This window comes from Neobacillus vireti (genome assembly GCF_001026695.1).
Taxonomy (GTDB): Bacteria; Bacillota; Bacilli; order Bacillales; family Cytobacillaceae; genus Neobacillus; species Neobacillus vireti.
Window position 1 is genome coordinate 21841 of record NZ_LDNB01000018.1, and the last position, 18063, is coordinate 39903.

General features: G+C 45.4%; 15 protein-coding genes. 11 read left to right on the plus strand and 4 right to left on the minus strand.

Going from position 1 to position 18063, the window contains the following annotated elements:
* Positions 1-298 precede the first annotated feature (298 nt).
* Positions 299-757 (minus strand): Dps family protein, encoded by a 459-nt coding sequence (locus AA980_RS22875; protein WP_024027126.1) that lies wholly within the window; start codon positions 755-757, stop codon positions 299-301.
* 296 nt (positions 758-1053) lie between these two features.
* On the opposite strand from AA980_RS22875, the gene AA980_RS22880 reads away from it, so the two are divergent.
* From AA980_RS22880 to cls, 3 genes are all read left to right on the plus strand, one after another.
* On the plus strand, positions 1054-3942 hold the full coding sequence (locus tag AA980_RS22880) for a CHASE3 domain-containing protein (RefSeq protein WP_407937480.1): 2889 nt from the start codon (positions 1054-1056) through the stop codon (positions 3940-3942).
* Positions 3943-3992: 50 nt separating this feature from the next.
* Positions 3993-4814 carry a CheR family methyltransferase gene (locus AA980_RS22885; RefSeq protein WP_034723347.1) on the plus strand — a complete coding sequence of 274 codons (822 nt, stop codon included), beginning with the start codon at positions 3993-3995 and terminating at the stop codon, positions 4812-4814.
* Positions 4815-5031: 217 nt separating this feature from the next.
* A complete protein-coding gene (gene cls / locus AA980_RS22890; RefSeq protein ID WP_024027129.1) occupies positions 5032-6531 on the plus strand; it encodes a cardiolipin synthase in 1500 nt (499 codons plus the stop codon).
* Positions 6532-6696: 165 nt separating this feature from the next.
* Here cls and AA980_RS22895 read toward each other — a convergent pair whose 3' ends face one another.
* Together AA980_RS22895 and AA980_RS22900 are read right to left on the minus strand one after the other, a co-directional pair.
* Positions 6697-6951, minus strand: coding sequence for a GlsB/YeaQ/YmgE family stress response membrane protein (locus AA980_RS22895; RefSeq protein WP_024027130.1), 255 nt, complete (start codon positions 6949-6951; stop codon positions 6697-6699).
* A gap of 71 nt (positions 6952-7022) precedes the next feature.
* Entirely contained in the window at positions 7023-7391 is a 369-nt protein-coding gene (locus AA980_RS22900; protein ID WP_024027131.1) for an IDEAL domain-containing protein, read from the minus strand.
* Between the two features lie 214 nt (positions 7392-7605).
* Here AA980_RS22900 and AA980_RS22905 point away from each other — a divergent pair, with 214 nt between their 5' ends.
* From AA980_RS22905 to AA980_RS22945, 8 genes are all read left to right on the plus strand, one after another.
* The gene (locus tag AA980_RS22905) at positions 7606-7932 is read left to right on the plus strand and encodes a general stress protein (RefSeq protein ID WP_024027132.1); all 327 of its coding nucleotides are present in this window, start codon (positions 7606-7608) and stop codon (positions 7930-7932) included.
* Between the two features lie 168 nt (positions 7933-8100).
* Positions 8101-8337 (plus strand): DUF1146 family protein, encoded by a 237-nt coding sequence (locus AA980_RS22910; RefSeq protein WP_024027133.1) that lies wholly within the window; start codon positions 8101-8103, stop codon positions 8335-8337.
* A 203-nt stretch (positions 8338-8540) separates the two neighbouring features.
* Positions 8541-9332, plus strand: a complete 792-nt coding sequence (locus tag AA980_RS22915; RefSeq protein WP_024027134.1) for a YwmB family TATA-box binding protein — start codon at positions 8541-8543, stop codon at positions 9330-9332.
* Positions 9333-9364: 32 nt separating this feature from the next.
* Positions 9365-10675, plus strand: coding sequence for a UDP-N-acetylglucosamine 1-carboxyvinyltransferase (gene murA, locus AA980_RS22920; protein WP_024027135.1), 1311 nt, complete (start codon positions 9365-9367; stop codon positions 10673-10675).
* A gap of 320 nt (positions 10676-10995) precedes the next feature.
* Positions 10996-12042: a stage II sporulation protein D gene (spoIID, locus tag AA980_RS22925; RefSeq protein WP_024027136.1), complete on the plus strand. Its 1047-nt coding sequence runs from the start codon at positions 10996-10998 to the stop codon at positions 12040-12042.
* Between the two features lie 834 nt (positions 12043-12876).
* Positions 12877-13872 carry a nuclease-related domain-containing protein gene (locus AA980_RS22935; protein ID WP_024029652.1) on the plus strand — a complete coding sequence of 332 codons (996 nt, stop codon included), beginning with the start codon at positions 12877-12879 and terminating at the stop codon, positions 13870-13872.
* Between the two features lie 361 nt (positions 13873-14233).
* On the plus strand, positions 14234-15070 hold the full coding sequence (locus AA980_RS22940; protein ID WP_024029653.1) for a M23 family metallopeptidase: 837 nt from the start codon (positions 14234-14236) through the stop codon (positions 15068-15070).
* 213 nt (positions 15071-15283) lie between these two features.
* Positions 15284-17368, plus strand: coding sequence for a penicillin-binding transpeptidase domain-containing protein (locus AA980_RS22945; RefSeq protein WP_024029654.1), 2085 nt, complete (start codon positions 15284-15286; stop codon positions 17366-17368).
* A 181-nt stretch (positions 17369-17549) separates the two neighbouring features.
* Here AA980_RS22945 and AA980_RS22950 read toward each other — a convergent pair whose 3' ends face one another.
* A complete protein-coding gene (locus AA980_RS22950; RefSeq protein WP_024029655.1) occupies positions 17550-17864 on the minus strand; it encodes an MGMT family protein in 315 nt (104 codons plus the stop codon).
* Between the last annotated feature and the right edge of the window lie 199 nt (positions 17865-18063).

Here is an 18063-nt window from a genome sequence, read left to right on the forward strand (position 1 = left end):
AAAACGCCAAAGACGGGCACTCTGAGAGGTTCAGAGTGCCCGTGCGCATGGAAAAACGCCAAAGACGGGCACTCTGAGAGGTTCACAGTGCCCGTGCGCATGGAAAAACGTCAAAGACGGGGACTCTAAGAGGTTCAGAGTGCCCGTGCGCATGAAAAAAAGCCAAAGACGGGCACTATGAAAAGTTCACAGTGCCCGTGAGTGGAAAAACCCAAAAACCTAAAAAATCAAATTAGAAGATTCACAGGTGCCAGCCCCCATCCGACCGGACACCTGCTTTCCCTACAAAACCCCATTCTTACTCCGCCAAATACGCTTCTAGCATCCATTTGTGCTTTTCTAGAGAAGTGCGAATCGCAATGAACATATCAGCGGTCGGCTGATCATCGTTGTCTTCGGCAGCTGTTATTCCCTCTGTAAGCTCAGTGCAAATCGTGTTAAAATCATCCGCCAAAGTTCGCACCATCTCTCTCGCATTCTCGCCGCCAGCTGCCTCCTCGACAGAAGCTATCTCCAATTGCTCCTTTAGTGTGGCCGTTGGTGAGACTCCTATCGCCAGCATTCGTTCAGCGATTGTATCAAGGTGTAAGGCTGATTCCGTATACAATTCTTCAAATTTAACATGCAAGGTGAAAAAATTCTCTCCTTTTACATACCAATGAAAATGGTGTGTCTTCATAAAAAGAACCGAGAAATTCGCTACCTGCTTGTTAAGTGTCTCTGATATAATTTCGTTTTTATCTTTCGTTTTTACCACTTTTACATACCTCCATTTGTAGGATACCTATTCTTTACCCGCTCCTGCATCTGTTGAAACCTTAGACAAATTTTTCGAAAAAATGGGCAATAAGACCTTATTTAGGTGCCTGCGGTCAAATTCAATGTTACCCGTTAGCGGGTTATGGTAGAATAAGGGAGATTCAACTGACGATTAATATCGGGGGGGCGGTCAACATAAAAGGAATAAACTACAACATCCACGCGAAAATAATTACTGGCTATTTAGTGATCTTAATTTGCTTAGTTCTCTCGCTGCTCATCGTGATTAACAGGATGACAGTTTTGCAGAAAGAGATAGACTATGTATCCGAACACGATATTGAGGTCCACGATCTTGCAAATCAGATTCAAAAAAATATCCTCGACATGGAAACCGGGATGAGAGGGTACGTGATCACGGGAAATGACGAGTATCTCGAGCCATATAATCTTGCGAGCCGCAGCTGGCTCAACAACTACAACAAACTGTATACGCTGTTAACCGATAACAGCAGGCAGCAGCGGAATTTGGAGGAGATGAAACCGCTGATTTTGAGCTGGGTAACGAATTCCGGCGAATATGTCATCAATTCAAAAAAGGCGAATAACACCGCTGCCTTGGACAAGCATTTTTCCGAAAATACCGGTAAGAAATTAACCGATCAGCTGCGCACACAATTTGAATCCTTTCTTGCCAATGAAAAGAAAATAACGACTGAACGGACGAAACAGCTCAATGAGAGCAATATGAACTTAAAAATAACCTTGTATGCGATTATTATTTTGGTGACGGTGATTACGATCGCCACAGCGATTATCTTGTCAAATTCAATCGTGAAGACAATTAAACAGGTTGTGAAAACCATTACGCATATCACAGAGTCAGAGGTCGACCTGACCGCAAGGATTAAAGTGAATACCCATGACGAAACCCAGGAACTGGCTGAGGCGATGAACAAGCTGCTAAGCAGTCTCGAGAAACAGAGCTGGGTCCAGAAAAGCATGACAGAGATAGCAACGATGTATCAAGGGATTACCGATATCAAAGAATTGACGCAAGCATTTATCACGAAGCTTGCTCCGTTACTGGAAGCTACCTACGGGGTCGTTTATCTGCGCAGGAGTGATGCGGACGGGGTGGTGGAATATGTTAAATCGGCCGGCTATGCGCTGGAAGATGAGGAACACGCTGCGGCAAGCTTCCGATTAGGAGAAGGGTTAATCGGCCAAGCAGCCCTTGATAAACGAATATTCCTCATTGATCAGCTGCCGGAAGATCATTTCAAAGTGACATCCGGCTTAGGTGCTTCCTCCCCTCGCAGCCTACTAATTGCGCCGATTTTGGTGGATGACAGGGTTGAAGCAGTGGTCGAGTTTGCCTCACTGCAGCCGTTTCTCTCCCAGCATCTGACCTTACTGGACATGCTGCAGGACAAGTTTGGTTCGGCAATTACCAATGTGGCGGGAAGGATGGAAGTGGAAAGGCTGCTCGGAGAATCGCAAATTTTAACCGAAGAACTGCAGGCGCAATCGGAAGAGCTCCAAGCGCAATCCGAAGAATTGCAAATGCAGCAGGAGCAGCTGCGGATTACCAATGAATTTTTAGAAGAGAAGAATGAATTTGCCGAGCAACGAGCGGCAGAACTTAAGATAGCGAAGGATGAACTAGAAGATTATTCGCGGAAACTGAAGCAGAGTTCGCAATACAAAACCGACTTTCTGGCGAATATGTCACATGAGCTGCGGACGCCATTGAACAGCATTCTCATTCTCTCGCAAATGCTGATGGAAAATACCGCGGAAATGGACAGGTCTGAAGTGGAGGAATATGCCCGCGTCGTCCATACCTCTGGCGGAGATTTGCTGCGGCTGATTGATGATATTCTCGATTTATCGAAAGTGGAAGCGGGAAAAATTGAAATTTTAACAGATGAAGTCAACGTGACAGAAATTCCTCTGCTGTTGAGAACTACCTTTGAACCCGTTGCGGCTAAAAAGAATTTGAGGTTTGAGGTGTTAACGGGTCCGGACGTTCCGGCAGTCATTTCGACGGACGGACAAAGATTGCAGCAAATTTTGAAAAATCTATTGTCCAATGCCTTTAAATTTACGGAAAAGGGCGGGGTAACGGTACGAATCGAACTTGCCGATCCGGAAAAGGCGGCGGAATTGCTTGGTGGTAATGCAGATGAAGCGATGCGCGATGTCAAAGCAGGCGAAGCGAACCACGGTGTCCAAGCTGGAGAAGTGATGCTCGCAATCTCAGTAACTGACACCGGAATCGGCATACCATGCGATAAGCAGGAAATTATCTTCAATGCCTTTCAACAGGTTGACGGCACCACGAACCGTCTTTATGGCGGGACAGGGCTGGGATTATCAATCTGCCGCGAATTTACCCGCTTGCTGGGCGGCGTCATTGATGTTCAAAGCGAGGTCGATAAGGGCAGTACGTTTACCTTATATATTCCGAGCAAGCTTGCGCTGGAGTATCAGGACCGTAATCATCAACAGGCGCTTGAGGAAACAGCGGCAAGCGCTAGCGGGACTACTTCGGACCAAGAATGGACAGAGGGAAAAGCAGACTGGCCAGCGAACGAACGGACTGTGGCAGGCAATTCGGGTGAAAGAACTGGAGCGAACAATTCGGGCAAACGAATCGCAGACAATTCGGGCAAACGAACTGTGGACGAATATTCGGATGGACGAACCGCAGTCCTCTGTTTGGATGAACCAACCGAGCCCGAAAATTCAGATGAATATACCGAGACTGAAATGTCGGACAAACAGTTGTTTACAGGAAAGAAAGTGCTTCTCGTAGAGGACGATGGACGCAATGTGTATGCACTCGTTACGGCTCTTGAGAGCAGAGGTGTTGTCGTTCAAGTAGCAGAAAACGGCAAACGCGCCCTCGAAGTTCTGCAAGTACATCCTGATTTTGACCTGATTTTTATGGATATCATGATGCCAGTGATGGGGGGCTATGAGGCGATGAAGGCCATCCGTCACGACTTGGGGCTGCAAACTCTGCCGATCATCGCCTTGACGGCCAAGGCAATGAAAGGCGAACGTGACAAGTGTTTGGAAGCAGGTGCTTCTGATTATATTATGAAGCCATTAAATATCGATCAGCTATTCTCATTGATGCGGGTATGGCTGACAGAACAGGTGGAACGAGATTGAACAACAGACCCATCCCCAGATCTTCTGGTTTATTCACAGAAACAGAGGATATGGAGCTAAACGAACTACAAGAGATAGAAATCAATTTGCTACTTGAGGGACTTTTTCAAAAGTATGGCTATGACTTCCGGGGCTATGTACGGGCTTCCTTGAAGCGAAGGATATTGAATCGCATGAAGGCGGAACGGCTCCCGTCGATTACGGCTCTCTTGGAAAAAGTCCTCCACGAACCCGGCTATTTGGAGCGATTATTGAATGATCTATCTATCCGGATGACGGAAATGTTTCGCGATCCCAGTTTCTTTGCCGCCTTTCGTTATGAAGTGGTGCCACTATTAAGAGAGCTTCCTGAGATTCGGATTTGGCACGCTGGCTGCGCGACAGGGGAGGAGGTCTATTCGATGGCCATCCTCATGCGTGAAGAAGGACTGGCGGAAAAGACCACCATTTATGCTACGGATATGAATGAAAAGGCTCTGACCGCTGCCCAAAAGGGAGCATTTCCACTCAAGAAAATGCAGCAATATACAAAAAATTACTTGAAAGCTGGCGGAAAAAATTCCTTCTCCGAGTACTATACAACAGACCATCAGTTTGCCTATTTTCATCCCAGCTTGGGCGAGAATCTGATTTTCGCCCAGCATAATTTGGTGACGGACGGCTCCTTTAATGAGTTCCATGCGATCTTATGCCGAAATGTCTTGATTTATTTTGACAACGAGCTGCAGCAGCAAGTCCATAGCTTGATCCACAACAGCCTGGCTGACGGAGGATTCATCGGACTCGGAAGTAAAGAAACACTCCTATTCATGCCAAAAAGAATGAAGTACAAAGAATTTAACTCACAGGAAAAAATCTATAGAAAACTTTAGATGTCCACTGTTGGTGTCAGGCACCTTTTTCCAAAATCAGGAATTAGGCGTCAGGCACCTTTTTCCAGAAATAGGAATTAGGTGTCAGGCACCATCTTCCAAAAATTAGGGGTTGGACTCTCGCTGGGTTATCGCGTGCTGGGGGGTCTGACCCCTGTTTTGTTGTTTGATAAAAAGGGTATTTTACTGTGAAAAAGATGTGGGGAGAACGCCTGTGATGAAACGAAGACACTTTGAATTTTTCTTTGTTCTTGTGATGATTGCTTTTTGCTCTGTTGTCTTTTTTACTGGACTGCCCTTTAAGTGGAAAGCGCTGTGTATCACCTTTTACGGTGTGATCATTTTAAGTACGGTGCTGGCCTTATGGCTTGAAAACCGCCCAGCGCAAAACACGCTTTTATGGACATACATATTAGTATTATTGCCTGTATTTGGCTATATCTTCTACGTGTATTCCGGCCAATTAGTGGTCAAAGGAGAATTATTTAAGTCGAAGCGCATGAGCGACCGCCGACTATTCGAAGCGCTCCGCAAAAAACAGCGCCCGCTGGATTTGTCAAAGTTAAATGACCATCAGCGTATTTTCGCCGGTTATTTGGAACGGGTGACGCTAACCGATCAAAACCGCAATACTAAAACAAAAATTTTAAGAAATGGTGAAGAAACCTTTCAGGAAATTAAACAGCGGCTAATGGCTGCGAAAGACTATATCCATCTGGAATATTATCGATTTCGAAATGACCGGCTAGGGCAGGAGCTGGTTGAAATTTTAACAGAAAAGGTCTCGGAAGGCGTCGAAGTCCGGTTGATGTACGATGCAGTCGGGAGTTACTCACTTTCGGGAGCCGATCGTAAAAAAATGTTGGAAGCCGGGATTAAAGTCCAGCCCTTTTTACCAATCAAACCTGTCTGGTTTAATCAAAGGTTTAACTTCCGCAATCATCGAAAAATCATTGTCATTGATGGGAAAATTGGATTTATCGGCGGGCTGAATGTCGGGGTGGAATACCTTGGCGAAGATGATAAGATTGGCTTTTGGTGTGATACACATGTCGTCCTGGAAGGTGAAGCGGTGCAAACCCTTCATGCTGTTTTTTTATTAGACTGGAAGTATGTTTGCGGGGAGAAGCTATTTGCTGACGAACGCTATATGAAACCGGTGCCCGCAGCTGGAGATGGCCATGTTCATGTCGTCGCCACAGGTCCCGAAACGCGTGACATGAGTGATCACTACTTTGCGTTAATCACGAGCGCCACCAAATCGATTTGGATTGCGACACCGTACTTTATTCCCAATCAAGCCATCCAAACCGCGCTAAGGGTCGCAGCTCGTAAAGGCATTCAAGTCCGGCTGATTGTGCCTGACACCAATGACGGCTTTCTCACCCAATATGCCACCCAGTCCTATTTTCCTGAATTGCTCCGGGCTGGAATCGAAATCTATTCGTACCAAAAAGGCTTTCTCCATAAAAAAGTAATCATTGTCGATGGCGATCTTGCCTCAATTGGAACGGCAAATGTCGATATGCGCAGTTTTCAATTGAATTTTGAAGTGAATTTGTTTTTAACAGGCACAGAGTCCATTCAAGATTTAGCGGCACAATTTGAAGAAGATCTAATGGAAAGCCGGCGAATCCGCCCCGTTGAATTTTATAAACGGGGCATGGCTGTCAAATGGAAGGAATCCTTTGCCAAGTTGTTTTCAGGTGTGTTATGATGCGGAAATGCCGGCATTTGCAGGCGTGAATGTGCAGGTGTAAGATGAAGCGGAAATACTGGCATTTGCAGAAGCAAATGCCTTGTTTCTTCGGAAAAAGCTCTGGTCAGAGGCAACAACAATAAAAAAGACTGCAGCTATATGCAGTCTCTTCTTGTATCGGTATTATGCAGGCCGTTTTATATTTCTTAAGATGAGGCTTATGATGAACACTAGGACGATGGCGCCGATGAGTGCGGGAATGAAGTAAAATCCGCCAATCACTGGTCCCCAGCCGCCTAATAGGAAGGAACCAAGCCATGCCCCGATAAACCCCGCGATAATATTTCCGATGATACCTCCTGGTACGTCACGTCCAAGGATGAGTCCGGCCAGCCAGCCGATGACGCCTCCGATAATTAATGACCAAATAAATCCCATGAAAATCTCTCCTCTCTATTTTTGAAAATCAACTATGGTAAGTAAGTACCCGGCGCTAGAAAAACATAAACCTAGAAAATAATGTCACTGCCATTAGACCAATCTTTGTTGTCTTTCAGGCTTTTCGCGAAATGATCTTGGTCAGCTGTATCCTCCAATTGTAGAAGTTGCTCCTCGCAGCCCTTTAATTCCAATGACAACTGGTGAAAACCTTCTTGTTCCCGTTCGTCCAGACACTTGTCAATCTCCCGCTTTAAAATGCTAATTTTTGAAATAAGATCTGCTTGCTGTTTTTGGCTGGGATATTCCGCTGGTTTCGTTCCTTCCCGCCGATAATCACTAAGCTTCGTTAAGCGCAAACCGCATTTGCAGACCGTTTCGTGAAGATTGACCACATAAAATTCCGCATTCCCACAATATTTACATAACAGTTTCTTCATATTAAACACCTCCATTAATAATCCCAGCGATTATTTTCTTATATACCCAGGATGGATTGGTTACTAACCCTGAATGGAAAAATTAGAAGATTGTCGGAAAGGGGTTTTAATTTTTCAAAAAACGGTTAAATACCAAACAGGGGCCAGACCCCCGCTGCGTTCCAGAGTTAACACGCTGGGGGTCAGACCTCTTTCTTAAAAAGGAGGAATAAAAATGGAAAATGTAAAAGTAGTTGAAAATGGTGTTGAAGCAAGACAGGAAATTGAAAATTTCGTCGAGCAGGGGTACACGAAGGATGAGATTTATTTATTGGCTCACGATAAAAAACGCTCTGAAGACCTAACGGATAACCTCAATATTAATGATATTGGTGTCGGCGAACAAGGCGTGTTTGATTCTGTCGCCAACTTCTTTCGGACCAGGGGAGATGAACTCCGCGCGAAGCTGGAATCCTTGGGAGCATCAGATGCCGAAGCCGAGCGATTTGAAAAAGAATTGGACCTGGGAAAAGTCATTGTTGTCGCTTCCAAAGCGAATTAGAGTGGGACGAGGGGCAGGCTCCGTGTCCCCCGCTATGAGCGGGACACGGAGCCTGTTCCTATGTCCAGATTTTTCAATTTTCCAAATATGACCTAAAACGAAACTTTTCCAACTTTCATCCGTCAAGTATGGTAGAATAATCATTGTGTGTAAAAAGGAGGAAGCAGAATGATAAATGACTTTGGCCAATTAGCGCTGCTTAGCATTGTGTCGCATTTGCTGTTTATTGCGATTTCATGGTGGGCGCTGCAGGCGATTCGCCTAGATAAGCTGCTGAAGGCAAACCACGTCTTTCAGGGGCGATTGCTGTATATATTGTTAGCCATTTTCATTGGATCATCTGTTAGTAACTTTTTCCTTGATTATCTCCAGTGGTCACGGCAGCTGCCGATGCTGTTTAATTAGGTAGGCTAGCCCCGCTGTACATACTTAACTGGAAAAAATTTAGGTATTCTTACATGTTCCCTTTTGCGGATATTTTGAGTACAATCTTTTTTATGTGGAAAGCTAAGTATGTCTTAAAATTGAAATTTGTCTAAAAGTGACGACATTTCCCAAGTATGCTGTTCTCCTTCCTGGCAACAATGGTAGTAAGGGGGAGTACGGAGATGAACAGAAATAGTAAGATTCTTTTATGCATGATTTCAATGATAAGTTTTATACTGGTTGTTATTGGGAATCAGACAATTGAAGCTAAGGGCGGCCCGAATGGCGTCGACGATTTATTTTTTCAAAAAAGCAATCATGATTTGGCGAAAATCAGCAAAGTTTTACAAGCTGAGAATATTCTGCTCAATGAATGGACTTTTTATGCAAGAGAGCATATAGCCGGCATGAAAAGTGAGCAAGAAGTGAAGGAATACGCGAAAAAGCTTCAACAACAGTTTCCCGATTGGGATTGGTCAGAAACAAGTACCGGCCAGAAATGGGAAGCGACAGCAGTTTCTCCAACAGCTAAACACCACAGCGAAAAGCTTCAAATTATGGCAACCCACACAAAACAACCTGTCAATGCGTATATAGTATATAGTGTCAACGGAAAAGAGTGGAACAAGTCGTCTGAGACCTTTTTCACAACCAAACAATTTAAAAATAGGCTTACCGACATATTTCGAGGAAAACCTACAGTTTTCTCTTGTATGAAGGGCGCCGTCAGTGATAAGATTGATACGGCTTTACCTGCGACTTTAAGCAAGTTGCTGTCTGGCTTTGATGCAACAGAAATCGAAGCGTTAAAAGAGGAGACTTTCATGTCTGTTTCGGCGACATCGCCTATGTTTACAGGCTTCATAGATAATCGAAAAAATAACATGAATTTACAAATTGGCTTACGCTCCGAACGATTGGGCGCAAAGACTACCATCGTAGTTGGCACACCAATCATTACGATTGAATATTAATATAGAGAAAATGGACGCGGAGGGGAATACTCTTGGAAAAGATCATCGTCCGCGGCGGACAAAGGCTTTACGGAACGGTAAAAGTAGAAGGTGCAAAAAATGCCGTCCTGCCTGTTATCGCTGCAACATTATTAGCAAGTGATGGAAAAAGTGTAATTTGTGATGTACCTACACTCTCCGATGTATATACAATTAATGAAGTCTTACGCAACTTACATGCTGAAGTGGTGTTTGAAAACAATACAGTTGTAGTTGATGCATCCAGAGAGTTAAAAGATGAAGCGCCGTTCGAATATGTTCGAAAAATGCGCGCGTCTGTCCTTGTCATGGGATCGTTACTGGCACGTAATGGCCGAGCACGAGTTGCTCTTCCAGGTGGCTGTGCGATTGGATCCCGGCCTATTGATCAACACCTAAAAGGCTTTGAAGCAATGGGTGCGAAGGTGAAGGTAGGAAATGGCTTTATCGAAGCGGAGGTAGACGGCCGTTTAAAAGGAGCAAAAATTTACTTGGATTTCCCAAGTGTTGGTGCCACAGAAAACATTATGATGGCTGCGACCCTTGCACAGGGCACAACCATCATTGAAAACGTCGCAAAAGAACCAGAAATCGTTGATTTGGCAAACTTCCTGAACAAAATGGGCGCACGCGTTCGCGGCGCTGGCACTGGAACGTTACGGATTGAAGGCGTCGATGTATTATTTGGCGCAGAACATAATATTATTCCTGACAGAATCGAAGCAGGTACCTTCATGGTGGCCGCGGCGATTACAGGCGGGAATGTATTGGTACAAGGCGCAGTTCCTGAGCACATTTCTTCCTTGATTGCCAAGATGGAGGAAATGGGTGTAACGATTATTGAGGAAGAGGATGGCGTCCGTGTCATCGGTCCTGAGCGCTTAAAGGCGGTTGACATTAAAACGATGCCGCATCCAGGCTTCCCAACAGACATGCAATCGCAAATGATGGCATTACTGCTTCGTGCAGAGGGCACATCGATGATTACCGAAACGGTATTCGAGAACCGTTTCATGCACGTCGAAGAATTCCGGCGGATGAATGCCGATATTAAAATTGAAGGCCGTTCCGTCATTTTAAATGGCTTATCGAACTTGCAGGGCGCGGAAGTTTCAGCAACCGACCTGCGGGCCGCAGCGGCGTTAATTTTAACCGGCTTGGTTTCAGAAGGCGTAACACGCGTAACCGAATTAAAACACTTAGACCGCGGCTACGTGAACTTCCACGGCAAGCTAGCAAGCTTAGGTGCCGACATCGAACGCGTGAAAGAAGAAGAAGAAACCTTTATCGAAGTCCAGAATTACGTATCGGACATGAACGCATAACACACAATATTAAAACAACGGGACCTAGCGGGAGCTGGGTCCTGTTGTTTTTGTGTGAATTTGAGGGGTGTTTGGCAGTGGTGTCAGGCACCGATTTCCTTTTTGTGGGATTTGGTGTTGGTATCGGGTGGTAATTACCACTTAATGGTATTTGGTGTCAGGCACCATTTTCCTTTTACTGGAATAAGGTGCCTGACACCAATTGCATTGTTTGATAAAAAATCTGTAATAAATGCTTGTCCGCTTCCATATGTTTTATTGAGATGCAGTCCGGTGCAGGTGCGGGCTGTGAATTTTAAAAACAAACTGGAGGCACTTTCATGAAAAAAATCAAACCACTCTTCGTACTAGGATCACTTCTCATTGCCCTGACCTTGATTATTCCCGCAGTGCTTGTATTACCGTTTTCGGGGGAACACCGTGCAATTGGAAAACTGGGAGAGGATATAATCAAAAAGGCTGGTCCCCCGGCAAAAGAGACGCAGGCAGCCGTATCGGCCGTAGACCCAGCGGTTGAAGTCGCCGTCTATCGTTCTGCGAAATCGAAAATTGAAAATGTCCCATTAGAAGATTATCTTGTCGGTGTGGTGGCGGCTGAGATGCCAGTGGAGTTTAAGGAAGAAGCACTCAAAGCCCAGGCACTAACAGCGAGAACCTATATCGTAAAAAGATTAATAACGAAGGACACGCTGGGGACGCCAAAGGGTTCCCAGGTTACGGATACCCCCATCCATCAAGCCTACAAGAGTGATGATCAATTGAAAAAGGATTGGGGGGCGAAGTACGAAGAGAAGAGGAAGAAGATTTTAGATGCAGTCCGGGCAACAAGCGGGCAAGTGATAACCTATAAGGGCGAGGTAATAGCAGCGCAATTTTTCTCGACAAGCAACGGTTACACAGAGAATTCAGAAGATTACTGGTCAGGTAGCTACCCCTATTTAAGAAGTGTTTCAAGTCCATGGGACAAAAACTCGCCAAAGTTTAATTTTCAAAAAGTGTTGTCGATTAAGGAATTTGAAAAGAAGCTGGGCGTGAAAATAGGCTCTGGTGGAACGATTGGGAAGGTTGTTGAAAAAACGACCGGAAAACGCGTCGGGAAGGTTGACTTCAATGGGAAGGTACTGACTGGAAAGGATATCCGAGAAAAACTTGATTTGAGGTCGTCTGATTTTTCCTGGGAGCGCAAGGGTGACAATATTGTCATCAACACGAAGGGCTTCGGCCATGGCGTAGGCATGAGCCAGTACGGCGCAAACGGCATGGCAGCGGAAGGCGCGGATTATAAAAAAATTGTGAAGCACTATTATCAAGGTGTCGAAATTACTTCAGCAGATACAATGCTCGCGACGATTACGGCGCAGAAATAGTGGGAAGTAACCTGAGCCAGGCTGCGCACCTGGCTTTTTGGCTTGTTTTGGGAGTGGATTTTGGAGAATGGATAGTAAAAGAGGAAAAGTGGACAGTAAATCGCCGAAACCGGAGAGTAAAGATTCAAAACCGGACAGTAAATCCTCAAAACCCGAGAGTAAAGGATCCAAAGTGGACAGTAAATCATAAAGTCCTTTAAAAAAGGTAATTAAAAAGATCTATGGGAAGGAATCTTCAATAAAAAAGGGTCATATCCCAGATAGTGGAGTGGAAAGTTACCTAGGTCAGGCTGTGCGCCTGCCTTTTTCGCTTGTTTGCGGGTGGATTTTGGGAAGAGGATAGTAAAAGAAGAAAAGTGGACAGTAAATCGCCGAAACCGGAGAGTAAAGATTCAAAACCGGACAGTAAATCCTCAAAACCCGAGAGTAAAGGATCCAAAGTGGACAGTAAATCAAAAAGTCCTTTTAAAAAGGAGCTATGGGAAGAGACTTTCAATAAAATGGGGGCAAATCCTGGATAGTAGAGAGGAAAGTTACCTGAGCCAGGCTATCCGCCTGGCTTTTTCGCGGGTTTCCGGGTGAATTTAGGGAAGTGGATAGTAAAAGAGGAAAAGTGGAGAGTAAATCGCCGAAACCGGAGAGTAATGATTCAAAACCGGACAGTAAATCTCCAAAACCGACAGTAAATCCTCAAACCCGAACAGTACCAACATTCGAAGTAAAAATAAAATAAAAAAGTCCTTTAAATGTCCACGAAATCGACATAAATTCATGTCGATTTTTGCAGGGAAATGGAAGGGAACAAGAGAAATAGAATCAAAAAGGAAAGGACTGATGTCATTGATTGAAGAATGTTCCCCATCATTAAGAATTCAAAAATTAGAAGCACTTATCGGAAGAATCCCTGAACAGCATCCTGTATGGCCAGACGTCATGAACGAGTATAAAAGCCGGCTGGCAGGGCAGCGTGGAGAGAAATCCATGTACTTTCATTTAAGTATGCTTTCTGATTCAAAATACCAAATTTACCACGGTATTCGCCTGCAATACAGGGGCTTCTTTTTCCAAATTGACTTCCTAGTTCTCTGTGCGGCTTTTGCCTTAGTGCTTGAGGTGAAAAACAGGGGCGGCGAATTGAAGTTTGAAAAGGAATTTAATCAGGCTACTTGTAAAAGAAATGGTCAAGCTGAAAGAATCAAAAATCCTGTTTTACAGGCACAGCTGCAAGCCAGGAAGCTAAAAGGCTGGTTGGAGGACCATAATTTCAAGGATATTCCGGTTCATTATCTTTTTGTAAATAGTAATGAAAAAACTCTAATCCTCTCAGATCCCGGAAACGAGCATATTACCCGGCATATTTGCAATAGTGAGGTCTTGATAGAGAAAATAGACCAATTAGCAAATTATCATCAGATGGATAAACTTGATGCAAAAGAGCTGCGAAAACTAAAACGGCTTCTGCTTTCGAAGCACACTCCGGCAAATCCAGATATCCTCAAACAATTCAACTTATCTCCTAACGAAATTCCCACCGGAGTTAAATGTCCAACTTGTGACTATATACCAATTGATTATCGGCATGGAACTTGGTGCTGCCCGAAATGTAACATGAAGTCCAAAACAGCACATATACCGGCAATTGACGATTATTTTCTTTTAATAAAACCGAAGATTACAAACGCTGAGCTCCGGGCATTCCTCCATATTGATTCCATTAGTGTTGCAGGAAAAATTTTTGCCACAATGAATTTACCCTTTACAGGAAAATATAAAAATCGGGTATATATGATCAGCCACAGCGGTGACAAGATCGTAGAGGGCCGGCAATAGGGAGCAAGACTGGAACAGCGAGACGGTCGTGTAACCAAAACGCCAAGGTGTGGCTGCACCTGGAGCACAGACCGGTACATAACCGGAATATATCCGGGGTGTCACCAAAAGCCAAGACTAGCAAAACAATCATGAAATCTATTAAAGAGAGGGATACAGGAATCAAGGTGCGGGAAATCGTTTCGGGGGCATGTACAGACCAGCGCCCATTGGAATGCTTCTTCTTTTAGACTGGAAAAAAATTTTCACACTCTCATGCATAAAAACATTGCCACTGTCGAAAAATAAGTTTTAAAAAAATTTTTTGACTAGTGTATATAATTCTACTTATCTGTTCAGAATGATTGCTGAGGTGATGAAAATGAGAGAGGAAGAAAACAAACGATCTTCTCAAAGTTCCAGCGTAAAGCGCTTTTTCAAAAAGCGTTGGGTATTTCCAGCTATTTATATCGCAAGTGCAGCTATCATTTTAACCGGGGTTCTATGGTACCAAGCGAGCAGCAGCAACACAGACAAGTACAATTATAACTCTACTGATCTCACTGGTAAAAAGAACCCGCCGAAAGCTGTTGAAGTTAACAAACCATTGGAAAGCTTCAAAATGCCAGTGGCTAAGGCCGAGGATGCTGTCGTCAAGATGAAATTCTATGAGTTCAATGGTAAAGAAGAAGACCAGGAAGCGGCGTTAGTTTTTTATAATAATAGGTATCAGCCGAACACTGGTATCGACGTTACCGTGAAGGACGGCGAAAGCTTCGATGTTGTTGCAGCATTAAGCGGGACTGTCACTCGTGTCGAGGATGATCCTGTTCTTGGAAATGTTATTGAAATTGAACACGACAAAGGGATTGTCACTCAATATCAATCGGTTAAAGACATAAAGGTTAAGGCTGGCGAACAAGTAAAACAAGGCGATGTCCTTGCTAAGGCTGGGCAAAGCTTGTTTAATGAAAAAGCTGGAACACATGTACATTTTGAAATCCGTAAAGACGGTGTGGCCGTAAACCCAACGAGCTATTTTGGTAAATCGTTGAGCGCGTTACAGGAAGTCAAGTCTTCGAATGAAAAAAAATCAATCGAGACTCCAAGCCAAAAAACGCAGCAAAAGCTTGAAGACCTAGAAAAGTCTGCAGAAGACGAACAGTCCTCTGACGGACAAGACGAAAAACCAAACACGACAGAAAAGAAAAACTCATAAAATCGCACCAAAGGGGAAGGGGAATACTTTCCTCTTTTTTTTTATCTCCAAAAGGAAAAAAACCTCGATTTAGCGCCGCAAAATAGTAGCTTACACCGGCAGTGTCCACCCCACACGGACAAATGTCTTTTTGTGGTGCCTGACACCCTTTGTTGTATTACTACTGTTTGTACGTGCATATATGTTAGAATGGTATTAAAAGGAGGGGTTCGGGTGAGGAAGTTTGCGGGGGTGTTGGTTTTGGGTTTGCTGCTGGTTTTTGCGTTTGCTGGCTGCAGTAAGGAACCTACGCCGGAGGATCGATTCGCCGAGTACATAGCTTTATGGAATCAGCAAAAGTTTACTAAGATGTATGATTACCTTTCAAATGATGCAAAAGAGAAAATCACCAAAGAAGAATTTACGAGCCGCTATCAAAAAATCTACGAAGACCTTCAGATTACTAACCTCAAGATTGACTTCAAAAAGCCAAAAAAGGATAAAAAGAAAGATCAAGAACAGGCAAGCTATTCTTTTAATGCTAAAATGAACAGCATCGCAGGAACGATTCAATTCACCCAGAAAGCTCAGCTGCAAAAGGAAGAACGAGACGATAAGAAGAACTGGTATGTAGACTGGAATACTGAATATATTTTTCCAAAATTGCAAGAAGGGGACACGATTGGCCTGAGCACAATCACGCCAAAACGGGGGGAGATCCTCGACCGCAATGGCTCGGGCCTGGCGGCGAATGGCCAGGTGTATGAGGTAGGTGTGGTGGCTGGCAAGCTTGAGGCGTCTGAAATCGAACCGTTAGCTTCGCTGTTAAAAATGACCCCAGAGCAGATCAACAAGGCGCTGAGTGCAACCTGGGTGAAGCCGGGGCTGTTTGTGCCATTGAAAAAGGTGTCGATGGAGGACAAGGACCGGGTTGCACAGCTGATCGCGCTCGGGCCGGTACAGACGCGGAAGGTGGATGCGCGGATTTACCCTTATAAGGAGGCGGCGGCGCAGCTTGTGGGCTATGTCGGCGCGATAACGGCGGACGAGCTGGCGAAGCGGAAGGACAAGGGTTACACCAGCCAGGATGTGATTGGAAAAAGAGGCCTTGAACAGGTGTTGGACGAGGAGCTGAAGGGCGAAAGCGGCGTCAAAATCATCATTAAAAAGAAGGGTGACGACGAAGATGTGGTGCTCGCGGAAAAGCCGGTTGTCGACGGGAAGGACGTCAAGCTGACCATCGATGCTGATTTGCAGGAAGTGATTTATACGGAATTGAGTGCGGAGATTGGCGGAGCCGGTGCTGCGAATCCGGAAGAAGGAGCAGCTGCAGGTACTGCGGCAGCGGCGAACGCAGCAGGAGGGGCACCTGCGGGCACAGCGGCAGCGATGAACCCTGTGAACGGGGAAACACTGGCACTTGTCAGCAGCCCGTCATTTGATCCAAACCAGGCGTCACTTGGCTTCTCAGCGGACGAGTGGAAAGCACTGCAGGAAGATGCACGCCAGCCGTTAACAACAAGATTTTCGCAAAGTTATGCGCCGGGGTCTGTGATGAAACCAATCACGGCGGCGGTGGGACTTATGAGCGGGGCTATTAATCCGGGAGAGCAAGAGGCCATCCTTGGGGCGAAATGGCAAAAGGATAAATCGTGGGGCGGCTACTTTGTAACGCGGGTGCATGCGGGGACCGACCCGGTAAATCTGGAAAAAGCACTTGTGTTTTCCGATAATATTTATTTTGCACAGGCGGCGCTGAAAATTGGCAAGGATGCATTTGCGGACGGACTGAAGAAGTTCGGTTTTGAAGAGAAGGTTGACTTTCCATACCCGCTTGCGACATCGACAATAGGCGATCTGGGGAGCGAAATTGCGCTCGCCGACTCAGGTTATGGCCAGGGACAAATCCAAATGAGCATTGTTCATTTGTTGGCCTCCTATACTCCGTTTGTCAATAATGGCAATATGGTTAAGCCAATTTTACTGGACACGGAGCAGCGGACTCAGGTACTGAAGGAATCGCTAGTTCCTAGCGAACAGGCCGTGCTGATTGCCGCTGATTTACGGAAGGTCGTCGCGGATGCAAGTGGAACGGCCCATCGCGCGGAAATGGCGGACTATCCGCTTGCAGGAAAAACAGGCACCGCGGAGATCAAGCAGAAGCAAGGCGAAACCGGAACGGAAAACGGTTGGTTCATCGCCTACAATACAAACAAGCCAAGCCTCATGATCGCGATGATGGTTGAGGATGTCCAGGGGCGCGGCGGCTCACAGATACCTGTGGAAAAAGTGAAAAACATTTACATGAAATTGAGATGATTTGGAAGAAGGTGTCAGGCACCCGATGTGGCACCCGGTCTGGGATGCAGGGACAGGCACCGTGTCCTGGCTGCATTTCTGAAAATGCGTGGGACACAGGGGTGAACTACGTCCCACTATATTTCCGAACAACAAAATCGATGCGAGCAACCTTTTTGAAAAAAGTGCTGTTCGCATCTTTTTATTTGTTATGAGGATTCCACTGGTATTCCCCCAAATCAATTACCCCGTTCAAACCTACTTCCACACCCTCTGCCTCAAGCGACAGGAGCTGCTCGTTGTAAGACTCATCATCTTGAAGGGCAATCTGCCCCTTAGCGTTAATGACGCGGTGCCAGGGAAGGCGATGTGCCCTGCTCATGGAATGCAGGATGCGGACGACCTGGCGGGCAGCACGCGGGCTTCCAGCAAGCCCAGCAATCTGGCCGTAGGTCATCACCTTGCCCTCGGGAATGCTGCGGATGATTTCAATGACGTTTTCGGTAAATGGTGTCACGGCAAGTTTCCCCCACAATCGTTTATGTTCTTACACAGAAAGAACCGCATAACTATTTTATTATAATGGCAAATGAAACAAATTTCATTTGGAAAAGGAATAGAGCCCCGTAAGACGGATTACAATAGCTAGTTTGGATGAAGACAAACTAAGTCAAGCCCGATTTTGTCCATCCCTGCCTTAAAGATTAGTCGTGCCC

Coding starts and splice junctions, on each gene's coding strand:
- AA980_RS22935 (WP_024029652.1), top strand. CDS start 12,877: ATGTCATTGATTGAAGAATGTTCCCCATCATTAAGAATTCAAAAATTA.
- AA980_RS22885 (WP_034723347.1), top strand. CDS start 3,993: ATGGAGCTAAACGAACTACAAGAGATAGAAATCAATTTGCTACTTGAG.
- AA980_RS22910 (WP_024027133.1), top strand. CDS start 8,101: ATGATAAATGACTTTGGCCAATTAGCGCTGCTTAGCATTGTGTCGCAT.
- AA980_RS22900 (WP_024027131.1), bottom strand. CDS start 7,391: ATGAAGAAACTGTTATGTAAATATTGTGGGAATGCGGAATTTTATGTG.
- AA980_RS22895 (WP_024027130.1), bottom strand. CDS start 6,951: ATGGGATTTATTTGGTCATTAATTATCGGAGGCGTCATCGGCTGGCTG.
- AA980_RS22915 (WP_024027134.1), top strand. CDS start 8,541: ATGAACAGAAATAGTAAGATTCTTTTATGCATGATTTCAATGATAAGT.
- AA980_RS22905 (WP_024027132.1), top strand. CDS start 7,606: ATGGAAAATGTAAAAGTAGTTGAAAATGGTGTTGAAGCAAGACAGGAA.
- AA980_RS22880 (WP_407937480.1), top strand. CDS start 1,054: ATGACAGTTTTGCAGAAAGAGATAGACTATGTATCCGAACACGATATT.
- spoIID (WP_024027136.1), top strand. CDS start 10,996: ATGAAAAAAATCAAACCACTCTTCGTACTAGGATCACTTCTCATTGCC.
- AA980_RS22940 (WP_024029653.1), top strand. CDS start 14,234: ATGAGAGAGGAAGAAAACAAACGATCTTCTCAAAGTTCCAGCGTAAAG.
- cls (WP_024027129.1), top strand. CDS start 5,032: ATGAAACGAAGACACTTTGAATTTTTCTTTGTTCTTGTGATGATTGCT.